Raw genomic sequence first — 23299 nt, 5'->3', positions numbered from 1 at the left:
TTAATTTCTAAATATGAATTATAGGTTTACTCAAACATTATAGGTGCCCGATTTCGTATCTCCTCCGTGGCCTGTCCAGTTCTCGTGAAAGAACTGTCCGCGCAACTCATCCTTACGCTCAAAAGTGTGCGCACCAAAATAATCGCGTTGTGCCTGTACAAGGTTGGCGGGCAGATCGGCAGAAGTGAGCGAATAGAAATAGTTGAGGGCAGAGGAGAAAGCAGGAACGGGAAGTTCTTCTTTCATGGATTCCGCCACCAGGCTCTTCCATCCGGGAAGCAATGTCTTCATTTCTTCTTTAAAATAAGGAGCCAACAACAAGTGTTTAGGCTTGTCGGTGGCTTCGAAGGCAGCTGCAATATCGTTCAGGAATATACTGCGGATGATGCATCCCCCACGCCACATACGCGCAATGGAAGCCAGGTCGAGATGCCAGCCGAAAGCGTCGGAAGCACGTTGCAACACGGCGAATCCTTGGGCATAAGAGACGAGTTTGGAAGCATAAAGAGCAGAAAAGATATTCTTTACGAGTTCCGCCTTATTATATATAGGTTGTGTATGTTGACACTGGAATTGCTTGGAAGCCAAGTGACGCAAGTCTTTCTGTGAAGAAAGGCTTCGTTCGAATACCGCCGTGGCAATTAGCCCTAACGGCATACCGAGTTCCATCGCATTGATAACCGACCATTTTCCGGTTCCTTTCTGTCCGGCTGCATCCAGGATTTTATCAATGAGATAACCTCCGGATTTGTCTTTATGCCGCAGAATGTTGGCGGTGATTTCGATCAGATAACTGCGGAGTTTGCCTTCGTTCCAACGGGCAAAGACATCAGCCATTTCCTCATTGGTCAGATCAAGCAGCTTTTTCATCACCCAATAGGCTTCGGCAATCAGCTGCATATCACCATATTCGATACCGTTGTGAATCATCTTCACAAAATGACCGGAGCCGGCAGGACCCACCCATTGACAACAAGGAGTGCCGTCCGGTGCTTTTGCCGCAATACTTTGAAGAATCGGTTTCACTTCCGGCCATGCTTTTTCCGAACCACCGGGCATGATAGAAGCTCCATTCAAGGCTCCCTCTTCACCACCGGACACACCGCTACCGACGAAAAGAAATCCCTTTGATTCCGCCAGTTGGACACGGCGGTTCGTATCTTCGTAATTAGAATTACCGCCATCAATAAGGATATCTCCCGGTGAAAGCAGCGGGAAAAGCTGATCCATCAGTTCGTCAACCGGACTTCCGGCACGAACCATCATCATAATCTTACGGGGAATAGCTATCGAATCTACAAACGCCTTTATATCTGTGAATCCTTCGATGTTTTTACCTTTTGCACGACCATTCAGGAAGCGTTCTACCACCCCCTCTTCTACTCCGGGAACAGTACGGTTATAAACCGACACGTGCCATCCCTTACTCTCCATGTTTAAAGCAAGATTCTCGCCCATCACAGCCAAGCCGATAAGTCCGATATCTGTTTTATTCTGATTTGCCATAACTTGTATATTTTGAATATTCTTTATCTTAGTAACATTTGAAATGCACATTTGTTCGCAATATTTTAGATTAAAATATTATTTTTGTGGTCTACAAATAAAATCAAGGATGAAGAAGATCAAAATCGGTTTGTTGGCACGCATCGTTATCGCCATCATTTTGGGTATTGCCATCGGCACAGTTTTCCCAGCTCCGCTAGTGCGAATATTTGTTACGTTCAATGGCATTTTCAGTGAATTTCTTAATTTCTCTATCCCATTGATTATCGTCGGACTGGTTACTGTGGCTATTGCCGACATCGGAAAAGGCGCAGGAAAAATGCTACTCGTGACAGCTTTGATCGCCTACTTCGCTACTCTTTTTTCAGGCTTTCTCTCCTACTTCACAGGAGTCACAGTATTTCCTTCGCTCATCGAACCGGGTGCACCACTTGAAGAAGTAAGCGAAGCGCAGGGAATCCTCCCCTACTTCTCCGTCTCCATTCCGCCACTGATGAACGTAATGACAGCTCTGGTTTTAGCTTTCACACTAGGGTTAGGACTGGCGTCACTCAACAGCGACGCATTGAAAAATGTGGCACGTGATTTTCAGGAAATTATCGTACGAATGATAAGTGCCGTCATTCTACCTTTGCTACCGCTTTATATCTTCGGCATATTCCTCAATATGACACATTCGGGGCAAGTATATTCTATCCTAATGGTGTTTATTAAAATTATCGGAGTCATCTTCGTTCTTCATATTTTCCTGTTGGTTTTTCAGTATTCCATTGCGGCATTGTTTGTGCATAGAAATCCATTCAAATTGCTTAGCAAAATGCTGCCCGCTTACTTCACAGCATTGGGTACACAATCATCTGCAGCCACCATTCCCGTGACACTGGAACAGACCAAAAAGAACGGAGTATCTGCTGAAGTAGCCGGATTTGTGATTCCGCTATGTGCCACCATCCATCTATCGGGCAGTACACTGAAAATTGTAGCCTGTGCACTGGCATTGATGATGATGCAGGGAATGCCGTTCGACTTCCCCCTGTTTGCCGGGTTTATCTTTATGCTGGGTATCACTATGGTAGCTGCTCCGGGAGTCCCGGGTGGAGCAATCATGGCTTCCCTGGGGATTCTACAATCCATGCTCGGTTTCGACGAATCGGCACAAGCTTTGATGATTGCGCTTTACATCGCCATGGATAGTTTCGGTACTGCCTGCAATGTAACGGGAGACGGAGCTATCGCTTTGATTATCGACAAAATAATGGGAAAAAACCGTGCTGAATGACTGTGCTGAAAAATAATTGGAAAGTCACTTGGCTGGGTCACAAAAAATGCCGACATTTGCACCCACATTTTCAATTATATAAATAATTAGCGTATGAAAAAAGCCCTAATTTCAGGCATCACCGGGCAAGATGGTTCTTATCTTGCCGAATTTCTATTGCAAAAAGGTTACGAAGTACACGGTATACTCCGTCGTTCTTCTTCGTTCAATACAGGACGTATTGAACATTTGTATTTTGACGAGTGGGTGCGCGACATGAAACAGAAACGTACGATTAATCTGCATTATGGGGATATGACAGATTCTAGTTCGTTAATTCGTATTATTCAACAGGTGCAACCGGATGAAATCTACAATCTCGCAGCTCAAAGCCACGTGAAGGTTTCGTTCGACGTTCCGGAATACACTGCCGAAGCAGATGCTATCGGCACGTTGCGTATGCTCGAAGCTGTACGCATCCTGGGACTGGAAAAGAAAACCCGCATCTATCAGGCTTCTACTTCCGAATTGTTCGGTAAGGTGCAGGAAGTTCCACAAAAAGAGACAACTCCATTCTATCCCCGTTCTCCGTATGGGGTAGCCAAACAATATGGTTTCTGGATTACTAAAAACTACCGCGAAAGCTATGGTATGTTTGCTGTAAACGGTATTTTGTTCAATCACGAGAGCGAACGCCGTGGTGAGACGTTCGTTACACGTAAAATTTCGCTTGCTGCCGCACGTATCGCACAGGGCGAACAGGACAAACTGTACCTGGGTAATCTGGATTCTCTTCGCGACTGGGGATATGCCAAGGATTACATCGAATGTATGTGGCTAATCCTGCAACATGATGTTCCCGAAGATTTCGTTATTGCTACTGGAGAAATGCACACGGTGCGCGAATTCGCAACGTTAGCATTCAAGGAAGCAGGTATCGAACTTCGTTGGGAAGGCGAAGGCGTAAATGAAAAAGGTATTGACGTAGCTACCGGAAAATCTCTGGTAGAAGTTGATCCGAAGTATTTCCGTCCATCGGAAGTAGAACAATTGTTGGGCGACCCGACTAAAGCTAAAACACTGTTGGGCTGGGATCCACGTAAAACATCATTCGAAGAACTGGTAAGTATCATGGTTCGCCACGATATGGAGAAAGTGAGACGAATGATTGCTACCAAACATTAAAACTTGCTTTACTAATAGAATGGAAAAGAATGCAAAGATATATGTAGCAGGACACCGCGGACTTGTGGGATCTGCTATCTGGAAGAATTTGCAGGATAAAGGATACACCAATCTGGTAGGCCGCACTCACAAAGAGCTTGATCTGCTGGATGGCATGGCTGTCCGTAATTTTTTCGATGAAGAACAACCGGAATATGTATTCCTTGCTGCTGCCTTTGTGGGTGGTATCATGGCGAACAGCATCTACCGTGCCGACTTTATCTATAAGAATCTGCAAATTCAACAGAATATCATCGGAGAGAGCTTCCGTCACCATGTAAAGAAGTTGCTCTTCCTTGGTAGTACGTGTATTTATCCACGCGATGCCGAACAGCCGATGAAAGAAGATGTATTGCTTACTTCACCGTTAGAATATACCAACGAGCCGTATGCAATCGCCAAAATTGCCGGACTGAAAATGTGCGAGAGCTTCAACCTGCAATATGGAACGAACTACATCGCTGTGATGCCGACAAACCTTTACGGACCGAATGATAATTTCGACTTGGAACGCAGTCATGTACTGCCTGCCATGATCCGAAAGATTCATCTGGCACACTGTCTGAAAGAAGGAAACTGGGAAGCTGTACGCAAAGATATGAATCTGCGTCCGGTGGAAGGTGTAAATGGCGACAGTCCGAAAGAAGAAATCCTGGCTATTCTGCAAAAATACGGAATCAGCGAAACAGAAGTCACTCTTTGGGGGACAGGTACTCCACTCCGCGAGTTCCTTTGGAGCGAAGAAATGGCAGATGCCAGCGTCTTCGTAATGGAGCACGTAGACTTCAAAGATACCTATAAAGAAGGCAGCAAAGATATCCGCAACTGCCATATCAACATCGGCACCGGTAAGGAAATCACCATCCGTCAGCTGGCCGAACGTATTGTAGAAACTGTAGGGTATCAAGGAAAACTGACCTTCGACAGCAGCAAACCGGACGGCACTATGCGCAAGCTGACCGATCCTTCGAAACTGCACTCTTTGGGGTGGCACCATAAAATTGAAATCGAGGAAGGCGTACAAAGAATGTACGAATGGTACTTGAAATAAGAATTTAAAGAATCAATCAATATGCTATGAGCAGAATGATTTTTGCTTATAGCATATTTTTTTTTGATTATAGCATAATGATTTTTGGTTATAGCATAATGAAATTAGCTATAACCATAATCTTTCCTCCTACCAGCCTGTCGCAATCTCACTACATCGCCCTTCCCCCATTTCCAAAAATTCTTCCCTCTTAATTCTTCATTCTTAATATAATTGCTATATTTGCACAAATTAATACCAAATGTGCAAAACAATGGAACAAAGTTTTATAGCCTACATTGAGAATAGTATCAAAAATAATTGGGACCTGGATGCCCTGACCGATTATAAAGGTGCAACTTTACAGTATAAAGACGTAGCTCGCAAGATCGAAAAACTCCATATCATTTTTGAAGAAAGTGGAATCCGCAAAGGAGATAAAATCGCTGTTTGCGGAAGAAACAGCTCTCATTGGGGAGTCACTTTTCTTGCTACACTGACGTATGGGGCAGTTGTTGTACCCATTCTCCATGAATTTAAAGCGGACAATATACATAACATCGTCAACCATTCCGAAGCAAAATTACTGCTTGTAGGAGATATGGTATGGGAAAACCTGAATGAGTCGGCAATGCCGCTACTGGAGGGTATCCTGATGATGAACGACTTCACCCTGCTAGTGTCACGCAGCGAACGACTGACTTATGCACGCGAACACCTGAACGAAATGTTCGGCAAAAAATATCCGAAGAATTTCCGCACAGAGCATATCGCTTATCATAAGGATGAACCGGAAGAACTGGCTGTTATCAATTATACTTCAGGAACAACAAGTTACTCGAAAGGAGTAATGCTCCCCTATCGCAGTCTGTGGTCGAATACCAAATTTGCTTTTGAAGTATTAGACCTGCAAGCCGGAGATAAGATCGTATCCATGCTCCCTATGGCACACATGTACGGACTGGCTTTCGAATTCCTTTATGAGTTCTCCGTGGGTTGCCACATCTACTTCCTTACTCGCATGCCGAGTCCGAAAATCATTTTCCAGGCTTTCGAAGAGGTGAAACCTAATCTGATTGTTGCCGTACCGCTTATCATCGAAAAAATCATCAAGAAGAGCGTGCTTCCGAAATTGGAAACTCCTGCAATGAAGATCTTACTAAAAGTGCCTATCATCAACGACAAGATAAAAGCAACGGTACGCGAAGAAATGATTAAAGCATTTGGCGGAAACTTCAAAGCTGTTATTGTAGGAGGTGCTGCTTTCAATCAGGAAGTAGAACAGTTCTTGAAAATGATTGATTTCCCTTATACAGTAGGATATGGAATGACGGAATGTGGTCCGATTATCTGTTACGAGGATTGGAGAAGATTCAAGCCGGGTTCATGCGGAAAAGCTGTACCACGTATGGATGTGAAAGTGTTGTCATCTGATCCCGAGAACATTGTTGGCGAAATCGTATGTAAAGGTCCGAATGTGATGTTGGGATATTACAAAAACGAAGAAGCTACTCAGGAAGTTATCGACAAAGACGGATGGCTGCATACAGGTGACCTGGCTTTGATGGATGCTGAAGGAAATGTTACGATCAAAGGACGCAGCAAGAACCTGTTATTGAGTGCTAGCGGACAGAATATCTACCCGGAAGAAATTGAAGATAAATTGAACAACCTGCCATACGTGGCTGAAAGTATTATCGTTCAGCAAAACGAAAAACTTGTCGGACTTGTTTATCCTGATTTTGACGACGCTTTCGCTCATGGCCTGAAGAATGAAGACATCGAGCAAATAATGGAAGAAAACCGTGTGGCACTGAATGATACGCTACCGGCTTACAGCCAAATATCCAAGATGAAAATCTATCCGGAAGAATTCGAAAAGACACCGAAGAAGAGCATCAAACGTTATTTATACCAGGAAGCAAAAGGCTAATATAAAGTTAGCTGCATAGAGATATTACTTAAACCGAAAAGAGAAAGGAATGAAGATAAAGAAAACAATATTTACGGCAGCTATACTAATGGCTGCCGTTTGTTTACCGGCACAGAACAAGAGTGCAGGTATTAATATATCTATCTGGAAAGATATTTGTACGCAACCGCATGACAGTACACAGACGACTTATGTGAACATCGGTCTCCTGTCTACAATGAATCGCTTGAACGGTGTGGGTATCAATGCATTGGGAAGTGTGGTACATGGTAACATGAACGGAGTACAGATCACCGGATTAGCCAATCTGGCAGGTGGAACAATGAGGGGTGTCCAGCTAGCCGGTATCAGTAATATCAGCGGCAACAACACCGTAGGGCTTTCTGCTGCCGGACTAGTAAATATCACTGGCGACAGAACGCAAGGAGTAATCATATCCGGTTTAACCAGTATCGGAGGAGATAATACCTCGGGGTTAATGATTAGCGGTTTCATGAATGTGACGGGCAATATGGCTTCGGGGCTACACTTTTCCGGAGCGGCAAATATTACAGGGCAGAGCTTCGGTGGCTTGATGGCTTCCGGACTTTTGAATGTAGTAGGCGAACACATGAACGGTTTGCAGATGGCAGGAATTGCCAATATAACCGCATCGAAACTGAATGGGGTGCAAATAGCATTATGTAATTATGCAACGCAGGCCCGCGGACTTCAAATTGGCCTTGTCAATTATTACAAAGAAGATATGAAGGGATTCCAACTCGGATTGGTTAATGCGAATCCTGATACAAGAGTGCAAATGATGGTGTATGGTGGAAATGCTACGCCTGCCAATATAGGTGTACGCTTCAAGAACCAATTGTTTTATACCATTCTGGGAATCGGCTCCATGTATCAGGGATTGAATGATAAGTTTTCGGCAAGTGCATCCTATCGTGCCGGCTTGTCCTTCACTCTTTACAAAGGCTTATCCATCAGCGGAGACCTTGGCTACCAGCATATCGAGGCTTTCGATAACAAAGACGAGGTGATTCCGAAACGTTTATATGCATTGCAGGCACGTGCCAATCTGGAATATCAAATTACCAGGAAGTTCGGCATCTATGCAACAGGTGGTTATGGGTTAACCAGATTCTATAATAAATCAAGCAATTACGATAAAGGAGCGATTATAGAAGCAGGCATTGTTCTTTTCTAAATAAAATTACAATGAACGTTGAGATGAACATAACTACAATTAGAGAATACCAGCCAACAGATAAGAATGCTGTAATAGATTTAATCAGACAGAACACGCCTGCATATTTTGCACCGAAAGAAGAAGCTGATTTTAGTAACTATCTGGATAGCGAACGTGAACTTTATTTTGTTCTATTACTCAACAAGAAGGTTGTAGGCTGTGGCGGAATAAATTTTACAAAGGATAAAGCCAGCGGAAAAATAAGTTGGGATATCATACATCCCCAGTACCAAGGCAAATCGTTAGGAGCACAATTATTAAAATATAGAATTGAAATATTAAAGTCCATTGATGGTATTCAAAAAATAACCGTTAGAACTTCACAATTAGCCTATAAATTCTACGAAAAGCAAGGATTCACACTGAAAGAAATCCAAAGAGACTATTGGGCCAAAGGCTTTGATATGTATAGTATGGAATATAACGGGCATTAATAATAAAAGTGCAATTCAATATTAATAATGAATTACACTTTTCCTTATGTATCAAGTAAATAAAGACACTATATTTTAAGCATTACTAAAACTATCAAATGATAAATGATGGTTTTAAGCCCTTATCATTTCAATCTATCACACTTTTTCTTTTATCAGACCAGTACGATAAGCAACAAGCAGTTTCTTCAAATCCTGTATTTGAGTCACTAGTTCTTTTCCCTTATCGGTATCTTTCACCATCATTCGTTGCGAATTAAATTCGAGAACGAAGTTGGTCGATTTGATATCAAGCCCCTCTTCAATGGCTTTCTGACGAGACTGGAATGGTTCGTGCTGTACGAGTTGCATACCATGAGAATGATAAACAAGCGTATACCCCGCAATTCCCGTTTCCGGCTGATAAGCTTTTGAAAAACCGCCATCAATAACGAAAAGCTTGCCATTGGCTTTCATAGGTTGTTCCCCCTGAATCGTTTTCACAGGCACATGACCGTTGATAATATGCGAATGAGGCCCTGAAGCTCCAAACTCTGTCAAAATCTGGTCACAAATATCTTCCCGGTTACGCAATGTGTAATAATAGCCTTTCTTTTCTTTATGCAACTCTTTATCTTCTACAAAATAACGCTCAAAAGTCGCCATCTTATCTTTATCAAACAAAGGAGCTTCCGGGCCACACCACATATACCAGATATAATCCATAGCAAATTCCTTATCCTCCTCTCCTTCTTCATCGAAATAAGCGGTACGGATCAATTGATCGGCTTTATCCAGCAATTTATGTCCCCAGTATTCCTTACCACGTATTTTGACATGTTTAAAGCTGCCATCCTCATTCAGAGGAACAGAAGCATGATAAAGAAGATTCGAGTTTGAAACCAGATACATGCCGCCATAGGTAAACAGACAACGCATGTGCTTCTTCAATTTCTCACTATTCATAAATGAATAATGAATCTTTTCTACCAATTCACGTTCTTCTTCAGTCAGTCGGTAAGGATCTGCCGGATCTACAGTCGGGAAATTGGTATCACGCAAAGCATATTCTTTTCCTTCATATACAAAGACGCCGCGTTCAAAATCAATCTTCTCCAGAAGTTTACGATTAGCCATTCCGAATTCTGGACGGCGGTCGATGATTTCAGCTTCCAGCTTAAACTGGATAATGGTAATGGCTTTATGCATTTGAGTAATCAGACGCAAAGTCTTCTCATTATAATGAGCATCGGCAAAGTTCATTTTCGGCATGAAAATCGTGCAAGGATCATCGGCATACGTATCCATTGCAAAAGTAGCCAATGGAAGCAAATTGATTCCGTATCCGTCTTCAAGTGTCCCCAGATTACCATAGCGCATAGACATACGTATCACGTTAGCGATACAACTATCATTACCGGAAGCTGCTCCCATCCAGAGAATATCATGATTTCCCCATTGAATATCGAAATTGTGGTAATTACACAATGTATCCATAATGATATGCGCACCAGGACCACGGTCGTAAATATCACCTACGATATGAAGAGAATCAATAGTCAAGCGCTGAATCAGATTACACATAGCGATAATGAAATCGTCGGCACGCTTCGTAGTGATAATTGTGCTGATAATTACATTAATATAAGCATGCTTATTCGGTTCGATAGACGATTCGTGCAATAACTCCTGAATGATATAAGAGAATTCGGCAGGCAGTGATTTACGAACCTTCGAACGAGTATATTTGGAAGACACGTTCTGACAGACTTTCACCAGTTGGTTCAGCGTAATCAGATACCAATCATCCAGATCCTTTTCACGGGCCTTCACCAATTGCAGTTTCTCTTCGGGATAATAAATCAAAGTACAGATTTCTTTCTTTTCAGCTTCACGAAGAGTGTTGCCGAATATTTCATTTACTTTACGTTTTACCGCACCGGAAGCATTTTTCAGTACATGCTGAAAAGCTTCATATTCTCCATGAATATCAGTCAGGAAATGTTCCGTCCCTTTAGGTAGATTTAAGATAGCCTCTAAGTTGATTATTTCCGTACTGGCATCAGCAATGGTAGGAAAACTTCGGGAAAGCAGTTGCAGGTAACGGAGATCACTCACAATGCTTTCAGGAGTTATGTTACTTTGAGCAGTCATTCTATTTACTATTTTACTATTTACAATTTATTAATTGGCAACTTATTATTAGTTGACAACTTACCATTTAGTAACTCAAAAAAGGAATTTATTAATTCCTCTCCTTTTTCTTGTTACAAATTTATCTATTTTATACGATTCCTGATTAAGAAATGACTACTTTTTATTTACAAATCCATCATTTCTCAATTTTCAATTCTCAATTTAACAAGAACATTAACAGCACTTGAGCGATAATCACCCGCAGGAACATACACAGCGGATAAACAGTCGCGTAGGCTACGGATGGGTTGTCGCCGGGAATTGTATCGTTTACATAGTTCAGTGCCATCGGATTTGCCATACTTCCGCACAACATACCGGATACAGTACCGAAATCAATCTTCATCATCTTGAAAGCCACAAACCCCACCAGTACGGTTGGAACAATAGTCAATCCGGCTCCTAAAGCGATCCATAACAAACCTTCCGGACGGAATACGGTGTCAAAAAAATGAGCTCCGGCATCCAGTCCCAGACAAGCAAGGTACATGGAAAGTCCCAAGGCACGCAGCATCAGATTCGCACTACGGGTGGTATAAGTAATCATGTGTATCCGTGGTCCAAAAGTTCCCAGAAGGATACCAACGATAATCGGTCCACCCGCTAATCCCAGCTTCACAGGAGTACTGACACCCGGAAAAGAGAAAGGAATCGCCCCCAATGCCAAACCGAGTACGATGCCGATAAACACAACAACCAGATTGGGTTCTTTCAAACTTTTTACAGCATTTCCAAGTACTTTCTCCACATTCTGAATAGCAGCAGCCTCTCCCACTACCGTCAGGCGGTCTCCTAATTGAAGTACCAATCCCGGAGTAGCAAGCAACTGCACACCCGACCGGTAAACGCGACTGATGTTAATCCCATAATGATTTCTCAACCGGAGTGAACCGAGTTTCTTACCATTCAGTTCAGGGCGGGTAACGACAATACGTTGCGAAATCAATTCACTATCAATCGCATTCCAGTCAATGTCCTCTTTATTCCAATCCGTATTTTCCTGTTCACCAAAAAGCACGGTCAAGGCCAAAGCATCTTTCTCCGCAGTTACCACCAGCAAACGGTCACCTTCCTTCAATATCTTGTCAGAAGTCGGAATACTTACATGTCCGTCACGCCATAAGCGGGAGATGACAAACTTCGGGTAACTCATGCGAGCTATATCCTTGATGCTTTTATTGAAAATAGCAGGATTGTGTACTTGAAACGCTGCAATGTAGGTTTTGTTCGCATCGTCTTTCTCTTTTATCTCCAAGTCTTCTTTGCGAACCAACACTTTGCGAATTAATAAAACGGCAAGGATTACACCAACTACCCCCATCGGATAGGCTACCGCACATCCTAAAGCAGGAGTACTGCTGTCCATTCCCATCTGTTTCAATGTTTGTTGTGCAGCTCCCAACGCCGGAGTATTCGTCGTTGCTCCACAAAGGATACCAACCATATCAGGAAGAGAGACACCTGTCGCATAACTGGCCACCACCGTCAACAATGTTCCCAACAGAACAACTCCCAATGCCAGCATATTCAATGTCACCCCTCCTTTGCGGAAAGAGCTAAAGAAACCGGGACCGACTTGCAAACCGAGAGAATAAACGAAAATGACCAGTCCGAAACTTTCTGCGTAGTTCAACATCTGCGGATCGACCGAAAGCCCGAGATGGCCGGCGAGGATGCCTGCAAAAAAAACAAAAGTGACTCCCAGGGAAACTCCCCAGAAATGCACTCTTCCCAAGCCCAGACCAATGGCAGAAATCAATGAAAGTACCACAACAGCCTGTAAGGCAGAATGTTCGAGAAATAGACTATATAACCACTCCATGTATATAAAAACTAATAGGGCGCAAAGATAAAAACTATTTAGTCCGGTTCAAAACTTTTAAGCTTTCATTTCGCGCCCTATTTATACCCTGAATCATATATCCTGAAATCTTATTGATTACCCTTTTACTCCGTTACCTATTATTTTGTTCCTAATAACTATCCTATTTCTATCTTAACTATCTTATCCTTCTCTTTTCACCTGCATCTTGTTATCCCTCAAACGATCTTTTTCCCTCTGTTTCTTTCCGTTTTATCTTTCATCATTTCCCCTGAAACTCCACAAAGTTATTTCGTCCGTCCAGATAACCGCTTAACCTGTTTCCACCGATGTACACATCATCCAGGTATGAAACATCATTCGGTCCGTATGACATACGAATGGAAGTCTGCGCATAATTCTCCCAGCTCCAACGGAAATTATATTCATACTGCTCTACTGTCCCGTTAGGATATTCCACCCGTATATAGTCAATTCCCGTACGATCTAAAAAGAAATCCAGTTCCTGACGGCAATAGTTACCGTCCATGTCCCGGTAGAAACTAACCCAGGTACGGCTACACAAATCAGCCGAACGATTATAGTATCCTGCACCATTATTATCATCATCATAGAAACTGTCTATTTCCACTTCGCAAGAGGTAAAACTTACCATCAATATAGCCATCAAAGCCAAACCGAAGTATTTAAATGTGTTCGTTTTCATATTCCTTTATTTTTAACGGTTCTCTAATTATTATCTATCATTTATCTTTCGATAGAACAAAAGTAGAGAATGAATTTTCCTTATGAAACTGAAAACTCCTACTTATCGGGAGGAAATTGCCTAAATCTAGGGGTAAATCCCCCCAATGAAGTCTATTTCAAAGAATTCTTGTATCTTTGCCTCCTGCTAACAACACATGAAATCATCTGTCGCATGAAGTCAATCAAATCCCATATCACCCAACTGCTGAAATCCCTCAATGAGGGAGTATTCGAAAAAGAACATACCATCGCACTCTCCCTATTATCTGCCATGGCAGGTGAAAGTATCTTTCTATTGGGCCCTCCGGGAGTAGCCAAGAGCTTAGTGGCGCGCAGGCTCAAACTGGCTTTTAAAGATGCGGATGCTTTTGAATATCTGATGTCTCGTTTCAGTACACCGGATGAAATATTCGGCCCCGTCTCCATCTCAAAATTGAAAGATGAAGATACATACGAACGTATTACAAAAGGATACTTGCCGACAGCATCGATTGTCTTCCTGGATGAAATATGGAAAGCCGGTCCTGCTATCCAAAATTCTCTTTTGACAGTAATCAATGAAAAGATATATCGCAACGGACAATTTACGGTGCGTGTTCCTCTGAAAGCGCTGATTGCCGCATCCAACGAACTACCCGCAAAAGGTGAAGGACTGGAAGCCTTATACGACCGTTTCCTGATCCGCCAGTTTGTCGGATGCATTGAACAGGAATATGCTTTCGACCAGATGATTTCTTCTACACGGGAAGTAGAACCTGAAATCCCGGCAAAACTCCAGGTAGACGATGAATTATACAATCAAATACAAGCTGAAAGTGAGAAAGTAGGTATCCACTATACCATCTTCGAGCTGATTCACAATATCAAACGAGAAATCGAACAATATAATACAGGGCGGGATGAAAACACCCCTCCGATCTATATATCCGACCGCCGTTGGAAAAAAATAGTAGGTCTGCTCCGCACCTCGGCCTATCTGAACGAATCTCCGGGAATTCACTTCTCCGACTGCTTGCTGATGAGTGCCTGTCTGTGGGATGAAGTTTCGCAGCTCCCCATCATCGAAAACATAGTGGAACAGTCGATTGCACGGGGAATCAATACATATTTATTGGGAGAAAAACGACTGGAACAGAAACTGGATACATTGAAAGAAAACATGAAGTCCGAACACAGCCTACGGGAACTTAGCGATCCGGGAATCCAGGTCGTAGATACCTTCTATCATCGCATAGAAGGTTACCACATTGCCGGAAATTTACTCATCTTTGCTTCGGATTACCAGTCTTTGAGGAAAGACAGCAACCGGTTGTTTTATATCCAACAGGATAAATTCCGTCCGGTCAACAAAATCCTGAAAGCCTACGATTTCGTAAAGAACAGGAATATCGCACAAAAGAATATTTATTCCCTCCGAAAAGGGAAACGATCTGTTTTCGTCAACAATCAAGAGTATCCACTACTATGTTATGATAATTGCGAACCTTTGCCAGCACAACAGGACGACAGCACCCCGTTCGAATTTACATTGCAGGAAGTGATAGATTTACTTCACCAAATGGAGGTAGAATATAAAACAATCTCCGAGCGGGAAACAGCATATACAAAGGAACATCTTTTCTTAAGCTCATCGCAAAAAAGCAAGATCAAGCGAATCTTAGGGGAGACTGCACATATCATAGAGAATTACCGGAACGAACTTCGCATCATCGCTCATGCCCATGAACAAGAGAACAGAGAGTATTAGGCTCAAGCACCTGCAAGACATTTATTACGAAAAATTGCAGGGAATAGCCTATGATGTGTACGACGAACAACTACACAATCTGATTATCCGTCCCGAAGAACTGGATGCGGACATTCACCTGTATTTTCGTCACACACAACCCTCCCTGCAAGATTTCTACTCCCGTTATGCATCGCAATGGGAATACTTTCATGAAATGAATGAAGCATCAGACGCAAAGTTTCTTCAATTCCTGAAAAACAGCGCATACCCCTTCTCCATGAAATATCACCTGGTAGACCTCAACGTAAAATACTACCTCCAACGTTTTAATGCAATCAGCCCGCGTTCCAAAGAATGGAAAGCGTTGCGGACTCTTTTTTTCGACAAGTGGCATACGCTACTCTCGAACAATGAGTTCAACTATCAGATGGAACATATCGAGCAACTCTGTGAGGATTTCTACCGTATTCAACTGGCATTAGCCAAAAATCTTCCGGTACGCGGTGGCTCACGCCTCGTCTGGCTACTTCGCAATCATAAACAGATAGCGGAACAGATTTTAGAATACGAAGAAACGATCAAACGAAATCCCGTTATCCGCGAACTGGTAGAAATATTAGGCAAAAAACACCAAAGTAGCCGGAAACGTTTCAAAATGACCGCAGGTATTCACCGGGAACAAATTATATCTCATGCCACCCGAAGTGATATTGCAGGCATTTGTGAAGGAAACGATTTGAATAGTCTTCTCCCTCTGGAATATTGTTATCTGGCGGAAAAGAACCTGCAACCCATATTTTTCGAGCGTTTCATAGAGAAGAGACTACAAGTCATCGATTATCAATCGCACGAGAAACAAACCATCAATGATAAGAAAACAGTAGGAAATGAAGTTTCCGAAGAAGCTGAAGGCCCTTTCATCGTTTGCCTGGACACTTCCGGTTCTATGGCAGGCGAACGGGAAAGAATCGCAAAATCTACTCTACTTGCCATTGCCGAATTGACAGAAGTACAACATCGGAAATGTTACGTCATCCTCTTCTCCGATGATATCGAGTGTATTGAAATAACCGATTTAGGGAGTAGTTTCGATCGCCTTGTCGATTTTCTAAGCCAATCTTTTCATGGTGGCACAGATATGGAACCAGTCATCACACATGCTTTGCGAAAGATCAGCGAAGAAGGATATATGGAAGCAGACATCATCACCGTATCGGATTTTGAGATGCGTCCAGTCGATAAACTGCTATCCCAGTCCATAGAACATGCAAAAGCAAAACAGACAAAGATGTATGCCATTTCTTTAGGAGGCAAAAGTGCCGAGACCAGTTATCTGAAATTATGTGATAAATATTGGGAATATAGTGTTCAAAACGCTGAAAGTCTTAATAAAAATAGAATTGAAGAATCAAATATTTAATCAATGTTATAAAACATCTCTTTTTTCTTGTTTTATTTGCAAATTCGACAGAAGTCCGTATATTTGTACTGTGTTTTTCATAGTATTAGATTTAAGGTTAACAAAAGATTGGCTGTCTGGGATAGATAGCCTTTTTTTATGTCCTTTTCTCACGTCAAATATACCGTCACTATCCCATCCGGATGTTTACCCTATCCCATGAAGATACCGTCACTATAATAAGCGGATAGCGTCAATATGTTTCAAGTTCCCATTCCATCGATAAAAATTAAAAGCTTTCGAAAAAAAATTCTTCCGTTTAACATTTGAAACATAGCAGGTTATCTCATTTCACAAAAAACAGGTAAAAAAAATCTTGCTAAAAGATTTGCGTAGTCCAAAAGTTCCCCCTATATTTGCACCGCATTTGAGAGAGAATGCGGGTTCAAGGAAGTTTGGGTGAGTGGCTGAAACCACCAGTTTGCTAAACTGACGTACTCGTAAGGGTACCGGGGGTTCGAATCCCCCAGCTTCCGCAAAATCTCAAAATAAAAAGAGCTAAGTTTTATAGACTTGGCTCTTTTTAAATCTATCAAACTCCGGTGGGTTCGTCTAACGGTTAGGACACATGCCTCTCACGCATGTAATACGAGTTCGATTCTCGTACCCACTACCAAAGAAAAAGAGGAAATGCAGTTTAACTACATTTCCTCTTTTTCTTTATAGATCTCGAAATAAGATTCCTTATCAATCCTCAACCGGACTCTATCCTCCCTTTTCTGCCCTGCCAGATTCACAAACAGATTGAAATACAGTTGGCTGAAAGAAAGGTTGGAACGATCATAAGTAATATCAAATGTCCAGGTTCTACGAAAAGAATCGAATGTTGCATACGATTGCTCACCCCCTTTACACATAAACACTTCCGGGAAAGACGTAGGAGGATAAGGCTGGAATAAACCCGCTAATTGAACATAAATATAGTCAATCATCCATTCGTCTCCTGTTAAAGTCAATTCTCCCTTTAAACGGAGTTTGATGGCATAACTGGCAGTCACGTCGGACGAAGTATAAACAGGAACCTGGCTTTCTGCCGGATAGTTGCCGTCTTTATATCCAAGACTCATCGTTAGTTTGGATAGACCGACACCATTAAAGCCACTCACCTCCTGATCTGCCAACCGGTTTTTCAGACTGACCATAAATGTCAGTTTACCGAGCGTCGGATCACCCGGATATTGTGCAAGCGTGTCCAATACATAATCTTCGGTATTGTAACTACGGGCTATTAAATCACCCTTCCCAGCCTCCAAAGCCGGACCACCTCTTTCCACATCCACGTTGCCAACCGGATAATAAATAGCATCATTATCCCTTACGCAACCACTCAAACAGAACAGCAACACTGCCAAGCCTATTATCTTATTCATTATCATCTTACCTCTTGATTTTGCAGACAAAGATACATCTTTTTTATACCACACTTGATTTATGTCAACCGTTTTTAGTATTTTTGCACACATCAAGACAGAAAAGATATGGATACATTATTAAGAGAGACTGTAAATGCTGTTGTAAATTCCCGCTTTCCGGAAATGAGTATAGAAGGAAGACGACAGATAGAAAGTATACTGATTCGTGAAGAATTTCCCAAAGGAGCAATAGCGCTGAATGAAGGAGAAGTAGCTCATGAAATCGTATTTGTCGGCAAAGGGATGCTTAGGCAGTACTATTACAAGAATGGGAAAGACGTGACCGAACATTTCTCATACGAAGGATGTATCGTGATGTGCATTGAGAGTTTTCTGAAACAAGTACCCACCCGGCTAATCGTGGAAACCCTCGAACCTTCCATTATCTACCTGTTCCCTCGCGACATGATACAAAAATTGGCAAAAGAGAACTGGGAAATCAATATGTTCTACCAAAAGATACTGGAATACTCCTTGATTGTGTCACAGATTAAAGCAGACTCCTGGCGCTTTGAATCCGCCCGCGAACGCTATAACCTCCTGCTCGAAACACATCCGGAAATTATCAAACGTGCACCTCTGGCATACATCGCCTCTTATCTTTTGATGACACCGGAGACACTAAGCCGTGTGCGCTCCGGTGTTCTATGATTTTAGCGGCTTTTCCGGTATCCTTTAGGAGACATACCGGTGTAATGCTTGAAATACTTTCCAAAGAACGACTGGTTAGCAAAATTCAGCCGATCGGCAATTTCCTGAATATTCATGCTTGAAGAATTCAGAAGTGCTTTTGCTTCCAGAATCACCAGTTCGTCGATCCACTCTCCCACCGTTTTTCCGCTGACCTCTTTCACTACTCCCGAAAGATGCTTCGGCGTCAGACACAACTGGTCAGCATAGAATTTCACGCTCCGTTCAGACTGGTAAGACTCCACTAAAGACTCATAAAAACGTTCGAAAATATATTCTTTCCGGCTTTTATTTTTCATGGTAGTAGCATTGGCTGGCGCATGATTGGTAAAGATATTACAAAGTTCAAAAAAGAACCCTTGCATCAAGCCCATTACCACTTCTTTACGATATAAAGCCTCCTTATTCTTCAATCGTTTTCTGATAAATGCATGATATTCCTTCACAGTCTCCTGCTCCTGCGGTGTAAGATTGAAACACGGGTAATCTTTCAGATAAAAGAATAAGGAAAGCACATTACTGATCTTAGGCAATGTCTCTAACAAGTTCTTCGACACAGCAAAGAATATCGCTTTAAAGTCGGAACTGAAACACCGCTGTTCGACAATCTGATTAGGCAGCGCGATCACCATTAATCCGGGGAACAGTTGAAACTCACGTAAACTAATATTAAAAGTACCAGTACCTTCCAGGCAAAGACCTACCGTCAACACCTCCAGTTTAGTCGGTCCATTATACAACGATATAACGCTCTCCGTATCGAAGAGCGCTATATCGTTATCAACAACATCAATGTTGTCAGAATCTATATGTTTAGAATGAACTACCGAAGAAATACCTACTTTGGGAACATTTTGAATATACATACTCTCTCTTTTTTGCGACAAATATACCAGCATTTAATCAGATATACAAGCCGTTCAAGAGTATTATCAGACATAATGAACACTTTTAGTTACTTATTGAACAGACCGGAATAAATATACAGAATCACGTTGGGCAGCCGGCACTGTCCATTTCTCCGGAACAAACTTCCACTGATTCAGGGCTTTGGGGTTCATCGTACCTTTCTTTTCGATATAATTCATCAAATAGAAACGAAGATCTTTATCTGTAGAGAAAATTATGCGGTCCTTCAAATCCTCCTGCGGAATACCCGATCCTTTCGTCAACAGTTCTCCACCACCATTACCACGATAAGAATTTAAGGCCACTTTATATATCTTATCCATACGGAAAGGAGAACCGTCCGCCATGCTCGTAATCGTAATCTTTTCTCCCTTCGGTTTTGTCACGTCCACCGTATAAATAATGCCGGAAGCCGAGTCGAAATTAAAACTGAAGTTCTGGAAAGAAGCCCTGTCTTCCGCACCTTCCCGAGGTTTCTTCTTGAACCAGAGCAGATGATCTTCCGGTGACTTCATCTGGTTCGTCCACATATAATAAGACATCTCCAGAAAATCCTTAATCTCCTTTCCGGACAACGTCATCACATACAGCATATTCTCATACTTATACAAGTTGAACATATCACTGACAAACACATCCCCTTTCTTTATCTCCGCATCAAACGAAAGCGGAGCGGCAAAAGAGATGTCAGCTCCGGTTATATCGAGCTGTAAAGTATGTATCAAATCAATAAAAGCAGAAGGACCGAAGAAAGCAGGATGAGTAGAGATACTCTCGGTAAAAGTGCCGATCTTCTTGGATACAAACTTCTGCACCGTCTCATATTGCGGAGCAAAACGCTTCATGAAATCCTCGCTGATTCCGTAAGCTTCCGTTTCTGTCAACTCCCCTTTGACGTCCTTGCTCTGCACCTTTCCATCTTTCAGTTTCAAGGTCACATCGACATTAGACAATACAATTCCATTGCTGGCCGGATCGATAATCAACACCGAATCTCCGGCTACATTCATCACCTTCTTACATTCGCGGGCATGATCGTGTCCCATCAATACAATATCGAATCCAGGTACATTCTTCGCTACGTTAAGAGAAGCATTCTCATTGTATTTGCCCGACATTTTGAAAGCCTCCTGTCCGGCATGAAACAATCCGATCACCAAATCCGGATTCTCTTTTTCACGGATAATCTTCATCCATTTGCGTGCCGTCTCTTCCATATCATCGAAACGCAAGCCTTTCCACAGATTTTCAGAAAGCCATGCAGGGATGGCAGGAGTAATCATACCCAATACCACAATCTTCACGCCATCACGTTCCAACACCTTATAAGGAGCCAGATGGGGTTTTCCCGTAGACGTATCAATGATGTTGGCACCCAACACAGGGAAGTCACAAGTGGCTATCCAACGGTCGAACACAGCACGCCCCGTTTCCACATCATGGTTCCCCATATTACCGGCATCATATTTCATGAAATTCATCATTTCCGAACAAAGATGAGGAGACACCGTATCTATATAATTATAGTAATAGGCAGTAGGCTGTCCCTGTAAAATATCACCATTATCCAGCAATATCAGATTCTCTTTATACTGTTCACGCTCTTTCTGCACGAAAGAATAAATACGTGCCAGACTACCCTTCCACTCGTGGCGGGTTATAAAATTGTAAGGATAATAATTACCATGTACGTCACTCGTTTCCACAATCTTCAGCTTCACCACCTTTTCCTGCGCCGCAACAGACAGTACGAGACAGAAAAGCAAGCCATAAATAAATCCTATTCGTTTCATTCTTTTTCTATATTTAGCGGATGCGAAAATACGAACCGTGCCCCACCGGTATAGTCAGGATCGATCCATATACTTCCTTTCCATTTATGCACAATCAATTTACAGATAGACAATCCCAATCCGGTTCCCTGGGCGTACTCATTCAGCTTTTCAAAACGCTCGAACACAAGTCCCTGTTTTTCTTTCGGGATACCGCATCCGGTATCCGTTACCGAGAAAATAGCCATTTGCTTTTCCTCATTCACAGAAAAGTCCAAGGTAATCTTCCCGCGTTTCGTAAATTTGTCGGCGTTGGACAGCAGATTAATGATTACCTGTTGCATACGCTGCACATCCGTCACCATCCGGAAAGTTTCAAAAGAAGTGGAAAACAAGAACTGATTGTCCGACGACTGCCGTGAAAAACTAACAGAGGCAACCACCTGACTACACAACTGCACCACATCACATTCCTCCCACGTCAAAGTCACCCGGTTCGCCTCCAGACGTGAAAGATCGAGAATATCATTAATCAGACGAAGCAACAAATCCGAATTGGTTTTGATAATCTTATAATAAGACTGCTGTTCATCCTCCGTGCTACCGCCCATTGCCAGTACATCCGAAAAGCCGACAATCGAGTTCAACGGCGTCCGTATCTCATGACTCATATTGGCAAGGAAAGCACTCTTCAGACGATTAGACTCTTCCGCCCTGTCTTTCGCTACACGCAAATCCTTCTCCGATTTCAGAAGCTCGTCTTTCAAACGTTTCGTACGGAAATAATAGAAAAGAGAGATACATAAGCCAAGTACCAGAATCACGAACAAAGCACAAGCAGACCATATCTGATAAGTATATTGCTGATAGAACGAAACCGGTTGGTTGACAAGCTGCACTTTAAAAGGCAACACGCTTGGGTGCAGCCCCCACTCTTTCACCTTCCGGCTATCCAATACCGCTTTAGAGCCAATGATCGAAAGATGCTTCCCCGTATCCTCCGGGTGCTGATCCATCCGTATGGACTCCATAGCCATTTCTCCTCCCACTTTCCGATAATCGGGCAGCACTCCTCCTATCGCCCAATATCCAAGGCTCACCGATGAAGGAGTAAAAGCCGGGATGGTAGGAGTAGCCTCCATCATGGCATACGTCGCATTCCGCATGAAATACCCCTCGTTCATATCCACACGCCACGTTCCCACCAGAATAACCGTATTTTCGGGCAGCTGTCTCAATTCCTCAACGATGGTATAAATAGAATGTCTCCGGCCGTCCATCAAAATCAAATCCAGATCGGGGAACTTCTTCATTTCTTTTCGTACCAACGCTTGCATAGTCACTCCGCCATAAGTATTGTCCGAGATAAAGGCAATGTGTTTCGTTTTCGGATAGAAAGCTTGAATCATGGAGATATTACCTTCTATATTATATTGATTGATAAATCCCGATTCCAGTTCGGGAATATCCAGATGATCTTCAAAGATATCGACAGATTCGGGCATCCAGCAATCAAGGTTTTCCACCGTATCTTTTGGCAATATCACCACATTACTACTGGCCAGACTGCACATCACCGGCACTTTCACCTGCATTTCATCCCTCTGCGACAAATAGGCAGCCCACGCTTCCTGTCCTAATAAAATAATTTGTGCCGGATGCTTTTCTCCCTGATATTTAGCCAGAATCTGCGTCATCATCGCGCTCCATAACGGAGCCTCCGAGAAACTTTTACAGTTCATGTTTTCGATGACAATGTCGCGCTGTCCTCCCAACTTACTATATTCATCCATATAATCGGAAATAGTGACCGAGGTTTGGTGTGCTGCCGGATTATAAGAGCAAATAATCAGAATAGGTTTCTTATCTTTAGAGACAGCCAATACTTCCGTTGACTGCAGAAGCCAAAGGAAACAGATAAAAAGATATCCAAGACGTCCCAGCATAATTATGCAGTTT

At 42.6% G+C, this 23299-nt stretch carries 17 protein-coding genes and 2 tRNA genes; 11 read left to right on the top strand and 8 right to left on the bottom strand.

The genetic code is table 11. The features are described from left to right. Positions 1–30: 30 nt before the first annotated feature. Positions 31–1506, bottom strand: a complete 1476-nt coding sequence (gnd, locus tag KSX81_RS22260; RefSeq protein ID WP_032846467.1) for a decarboxylating NADP(+)-dependent phosphogluconate dehydrogenase — start codon at positions 1504–1506, stop codon at positions 31–33. Positions 1507–1615: 109 nt separating this feature from the next. On the opposite strand from gnd, the gene KSX81_RS22255 reads away from it, so the two are divergent. From KSX81_RS22255 to KSX81_RS22230, 6 genes are all read left to right on the top strand, one after another. After that, positions 1616–2785, top strand: coding sequence for a dicarboxylate/amino acid:cation symporter (locus KSX81_RS22255; RefSeq protein WP_004297835.1), 1170 nt, complete (start codon positions 1616–1618; stop codon positions 2783–2785). Between the two features lie 93 nt (positions 2786–2878). After that, positions 2879–3949, top strand: a complete 1071-nt coding sequence (gmd, locus tag KSX81_RS22250; protein WP_004297836.1) for a GDP-mannose 4,6-dehydratase — start codon at positions 2879–2881, stop codon at positions 3947–3949. A 19-nt stretch (positions 3950–3968) separates the two neighbouring features. Next, the gene (locus KSX81_RS22245; RefSeq protein ID WP_004297837.1) at positions 3969–5039 is read left to right on the top strand and encodes a GDP-L-fucose synthase family protein; all 1071 of its coding nucleotides are present in this window, start codon (positions 3969–3971) and stop codon (positions 5037–5039) included. A 253-nt stretch (positions 5040–5292) separates the two neighbouring features. Continuing rightward, positions 5293–6951, top strand: coding sequence for an AMP-binding protein (locus tag KSX81_RS22240; RefSeq protein WP_004297838.1), 1659 nt, complete (start codon positions 5293–5295; stop codon positions 6949–6951). 49 nt (positions 6952–7000) lie between these two features. Further along, positions 7001–8149 (top strand): LA_2272 family surface repeat-containing protein, encoded by a 1149-nt coding sequence (locus tag KSX81_RS22235; RefSeq protein ID WP_217725839.1) that lies wholly within the window; start codon positions 7001–7003, stop codon positions 8147–8149. Positions 8150–8160: 11 nt separating this feature from the next. Beyond that, complete coding sequence (locus tag KSX81_RS22230) at positions 8161–8625, top strand: GNAT family N-acetyltransferase (RefSeq protein ID WP_004306375.1); 465 nt, start codon at positions 8161–8163, stop codon at positions 8623–8625. A gap of 138 nt (positions 8626–8763) precedes the next feature. Here the strand turns inward: KSX81_RS22230 and KSX81_RS22225 are convergent, their stop codons facing one another. From KSX81_RS22225 to KSX81_RS22215, 3 genes are all read right to left on the bottom strand, one after another. Then, positions 8764–10758: a fructose-bisphosphatase class III gene (locus tag KSX81_RS22225; protein ID WP_004297844.1), complete on the bottom strand. Its 1995-nt coding sequence runs from the start codon at positions 10756–10758 to the stop codon at positions 8764–8766. Positions 10759–10957: 199 nt separating this feature from the next. After that, positions 10958–12622 (bottom strand): putative transporter, encoded by a 1665-nt coding sequence (locus KSX81_RS22220; protein WP_004297845.1) that lies wholly within the window; start codon positions 12620–12622, stop codon positions 10958–10960. 262 nt (positions 12623–12884) lie between these two features. After that, positions 12885–13328, bottom strand: coding sequence for a hypothetical protein (locus KSX81_RS22215; protein WP_004306378.1), 444 nt, complete (start codon positions 13326–13328; stop codon positions 12885–12887). A gap of 213 nt (positions 13329–13541) precedes the next feature. Here KSX81_RS22215 and KSX81_RS22210 point away from each other — a divergent pair, with 213 nt between their 5' ends. The 4 genes from KSX81_RS22210 to KSX81_RS22195 all read left to right on the top strand — a co-directional run bounded on the left by KSX81_RS22210 (position 13542) and on the right by KSX81_RS22195 (position 17173). After that, a complete protein-coding gene (locus KSX81_RS22210; protein WP_008647197.1) occupies positions 13542–15116 on the top strand; it encodes an AAA family ATPase in 1575 nt (524 codons plus the stop codon). After that, positions 15091–16518, top strand: coding sequence for a VWA domain-containing protein (locus tag KSX81_RS22205; protein WP_195359213.1), 1428 nt, complete (start codon positions 15091–15093; stop codon positions 16516–16518). The genes KSX81_RS22210 and KSX81_RS22205 overlap by 26 nt, the downstream gene beginning before the upstream one ends. A 428-nt stretch (positions 16519–16946) precedes the next feature. Further along, positions 16947–17033, top strand: a tRNA-Ser gene (locus KSX81_RS22200). 65 nt (positions 17034–17098) lie between these two features. After that, positions 17099–17173: transfer RNA gene (locus KSX81_RS22195), tRNA-Glu, on the top strand. A 25-nt stretch (positions 17174–17198) separates the two neighbouring features. On the opposite strand, the gene KSX81_RS22190 is transcribed toward KSX81_RS22195, so the two are convergent. Then, on the bottom strand, positions 17199–18020 hold the full coding sequence (locus KSX81_RS22190; protein WP_004297852.1) for a DUF3845 domain-containing protein: 822 nt from the start codon (positions 18018–18020) through the stop codon (positions 17199–17201). 15 nt (positions 18021–18035) lie between these two features. Between KSX81_RS22190 and KSX81_RS22185 the strand changes: the two genes are divergently transcribed. Continuing rightward, positions 18036–18620 carry a Crp/Fnr family transcriptional regulator gene (locus KSX81_RS22185; RefSeq protein WP_004297853.1) on the top strand — a complete coding sequence of 195 codons (585 nt, stop codon included), beginning with the start codon at positions 18036–18038 and terminating at the stop codon, positions 18618–18620. A 2-nt stretch (positions 18621–18622) separates the two neighbouring features. On the opposite strand, the gene KSX81_RS22180 is transcribed toward KSX81_RS22185, so the two are convergent. The 3 genes from KSX81_RS22180 to KSX81_RS22170 form a co-directional block, all read right to left on the bottom strand. Then, positions 18623–19525 (bottom strand): helix-turn-helix domain-containing protein, encoded by a 903-nt coding sequence (locus KSX81_RS22180; protein ID WP_044917626.1) that lies wholly within the window; start codon positions 19523–19525, stop codon positions 18623–18625. Positions 19526–19618: 93 nt separating this feature from the next. Beyond that, the gene (locus tag KSX81_RS22175) at positions 19619–21361 is read right to left on the bottom strand and encodes a bifunctional metallophosphatase/5'-nucleotidase (protein WP_004297856.1); all 1743 of its coding nucleotides are present in this window, start codon (positions 21359–21361) and stop codon (positions 19619–19621) included. Then, positions 21358–23286, bottom strand: a complete 1929-nt coding sequence (locus KSX81_RS22170) for a sensor histidine kinase (protein ID WP_004326853.1) — start codon at positions 23284–23286, stop codon at positions 21358–21360. Before KSX81_RS22170 ends, KSX81_RS22175 begins: the two co-directional genes overlap by 4 nt. Positions 23287–23299: the final 13 nt, after the last annotated feature.

Source organism: Bacteroides sp. MSK.18.37, from assembly GCF_019129155.2.
GTDB lineage: Bacteria > Bacteroidota > Bacteroidia > Bacteroidales > Bacteroidaceae > Bacteroides > Bacteroides ovatus.
The sequence above is the reverse complement of the archived record's forward strand: the minus strand, read 5'-3'. Positions and strand labels throughout refer to the sequence as shown.